General features: G+C 61.4%; 1 protein-coding gene. It reads left to right on the top strand.

The features are described from left to right. Positions 1-1,109 precede the first annotated feature (1,109 nt). Positions 1,110-3,205: DUF5801 repeats-in-toxin domain-containing protein (locus tag EOA27_RS28990; RefSeq protein ID WP_127257834.1), on the top strand; the 2,096-nt coding region annotated here is incomplete at its 3' end.

Raw genomic sequence — 3,205 nt, 5'->3', positions numbered from 1 at the left:
CCCCAACGCGCCACAGGCGCCGGGCCGCCTCACACCCGGGTCAAGGAAGTCTGCGCAAGCGGCCCGACAAGGTTGTGTGCGCCAAGTTCTGCAAAAAAGGGGCGGCCATAGTGGACGCAATCGAGAGGCAATTTCCCTCGTGGAGCAGGCCGCGAGCATGGAAGCCGCTGCGCGATATTCCTGCAGCCCGTCTGCCTCATACTGGTCGACGCTGAATTCTTGCCAGCCTTGGGCGCCCGCGCCGCCGAGCTGGCGCGGTGTTACCCAATGGCTCCGATCGTCCTGGCGCGCTTCAAGAGGCCTACGCCACCGGGCAAGTATCATGGATCAAGAGCGCCAAGGTTTTCGTCTGGGGCGCTTGCCATGAGTCGAACATGCACCCGCAATTTGGGATGAGGCGAGGCGCGGAAACTTCAACCCAGGCGATGCCTCACCGCGAGTTGCCCATCGACTGGGCCAATAAGGTCGACAATGAACTGTCCAGTCCCTCTAGCGAGCCATAGAGCCGCCGCCCGCGTGCACACGATTGCACACGCCAAACCTATGAACCCTGCTGGCGATTTTCGTCTGCATTAGACCTATTTCATTGCCAATGCAGGTGTCACAATCAAACCCCTTGATTTGATTGGCTGTATTCTCGTTTGATTTCAAATGGTTCGAGGGAGAGGGACAAAAGTCCCCTGCATGAAGGGACCATTTCCTGATTCACACCTTTTGTTAAAAGGCAACAGTCCGATTTGAACTTTCCACAAATAAGCGTAAAGTTTTCGTGCTCATGTTTTTGAGCGGGAGGCGTACAGGCAGTCAATGCCTGTTGAAGAGGGGCGGGGTTGAGTATGCCCTCATTGTCGATCCTTGGTGCCCGCCGTTGGTGGGTCACCGATGCGCATAGGACGCATCCGCCCAGAATTGCCTGACGGGGCATGGATGGAGGCGTAGCGACGGCCCCTCCCACACCCTCTACCCCGTGAGTCAATCCAGAACTCCAGTTTCCTTTTAACGATGGCGCGCAGCGCCGGCTCCGGCCGGCGGATGTGCGTCCGTGCGGCCGGTTGCCGGGCGTTGGGCCGATTACAGCGCCAGCCGCATTGAAACCAGGGAGAATCGCAATGGCACTGACCATCAATGTTTTCGGAAGCACGAAAATCGACGAAACGGCTAGCCCGCAGGATAGCGATATCGCGCTAGTCGACGTGCCGTCGAATGTCTCGACAGCGTTCAGCAACGCGGGAGCCAACCTCGCGAATGCGATTCAGGTCGCTGGCGGAGGGGGCGATGATCTGTCCGTCACGCCTGACTCTGGCTTTACCGTCAATGGCCTCGGCTTCGTCGATCCGACCAACGGTGCGCTCAACGGGGACGCCAGCGGGCTTTTCACCCTCGAGGGCAGAGAGATCTTCCTCTACGCCGACCCCAACAACGACAACGTCGTCCTCGGCCGGGAGGGCACCGTCGGAGGGGTGGCGGATCCGAGCGGCGCCATCGTATTTGCGATCTACGTCGAAGAGACCACGACCAATTCCCTAATCACTGGCGGCAAGTTCTGGATCGCACTCTTCGAGCCGCTGAAGCACCCGGACACTACCAACGATTTCGATTTCACTGTCAATCTCGACAATAAGCTCAAGGTCGCGGCAACCCAGCAAACGACCTTCTCCTTCGACAATGCGCCATCGGGCGCCAACGAGTTCATGATGTTCGGCAACAATCCCGCGGGCGTCAGCACCTCGGGCATCGTGGTGACCGGGCGTGCCCCCGACCCGAACACCGAGGACAATGACCATACTGGCGACACAGTCAGCAGCAGCCAGGCCGGACCCCACGCGACTGTTGGAGTGAACGGCCAGCATCTCGGGCCGGGCAATGGCCTAAGTTTCACTTTCGTCGACAATCCGGCCGAAGATTTCACGGTAGCCCCACAACAAGATCCGCACCCGCCCCAAGGTCTCGACTCAACGGAGGCCGACCACGAAAGCAACATCCAGTTTAGCGGCTATACCTCAGGCGTCACCGCGGCCTCGTTCACGGTCGCTCAGGTCAACCCGACCGGTAACACAGTCACAGTCAAGATTACCGCCTTCAATGATCCAAACGGCGCCGCGGGCGAAACAGGTACAGGTTTTGTCGAGGGATTTGCTGATGACGTCACGGTCAACATCACAGAGGTCAAGATCAATGGCGCTGTGGTCGCTGCAAATCTCAGCGGCGATACGGCGGTCATCTCGGGTGTCAAGAACGGGGATGTCGTCTCCTACACCACCACCAGCGCCCACACTCGGGTGCTGATCGAAAACGTTCAACCGACGAAGGGGCCGGGTTCGAACATCACCCTCGACATCGGCGGATTCACGATCTTGAGCAGCACGGGCGCGAGCGAGTTTGCCGGCACGCAACTCCAGTTCGACGATGACGGGCCGTCGATCACCGCGGTCGCGAGCACGGCATCGGTGCGCCACGACGAGACCGCCGGGGTGCAGTCCGACACCGACGTCGACGGCACGGCGTTCGCCTTCGGTTCGACGACGATCGCGTCGCTGTTCACCAACGTGCCGTCGCCTGGCGACGATCCGGATGTGGCAGGTACCGGCGCAATCGGCTTCGCCCGCAGCACCGCTTCGCTGCTGACCGTGACGGGCAGCGCCGGGGCCGATGGGCCGGCGGCGCAGGAACTCAGCTATGCGTTAAGCGTCAACAACGGCACCGACTCGGGGGTCGAGACAACCGCGGGCACTAAAATCTTCTTGTACAACGGCACTGGCAGCGCCGCAGGCCTGATTCTCGGCAGGGTCGGCACCGAGAACACGGGAGGTGACACCGCCGATCCCGCCGGTACGGTGGCTTTCGCGCTGGCGACGAACGCGACCACAGGCGAGGTCTTCCTCGCCCAGTATCTGTCGTTGAAGCATCCGACCGGCGGCGCCTCGTACGATGAGACAATCACGCTGGCGTCGGGCGCAGTGCAGATGAGCGTCACCCGTACCGACGGCGACGGCGACACCGCCACCGACTCCGGCAACGACATCGGCCTGCTCGTCAAGTTCGACGATGACGGGCCGACAATCACGGCCGTGACGAGCGGCACGGCATCGGTGCGCCACGACGAGACCGCCGGGGTGCAGTCCGACACCGACGTCGACGGCACGGCGTTCGCCTTCGGTTCGACGACGATCGCGTCGCTGTTCACCAACGTGCCGTCGCCTGGCGA

The organism is Mesorhizobium sp. M2A.F.Ca.ET.037.01.1.1 (genome assembly GCF_003998075.1).
GTDB lineage: Bacteria > Pseudomonadota > Alphaproteobacteria > Rhizobiales > Rhizobiaceae > Mesorhizobium.
The sequence above is the reverse complement of the archived record's forward strand: the minus strand, read 5'-3'. Positions and strand labels throughout refer to the sequence as shown.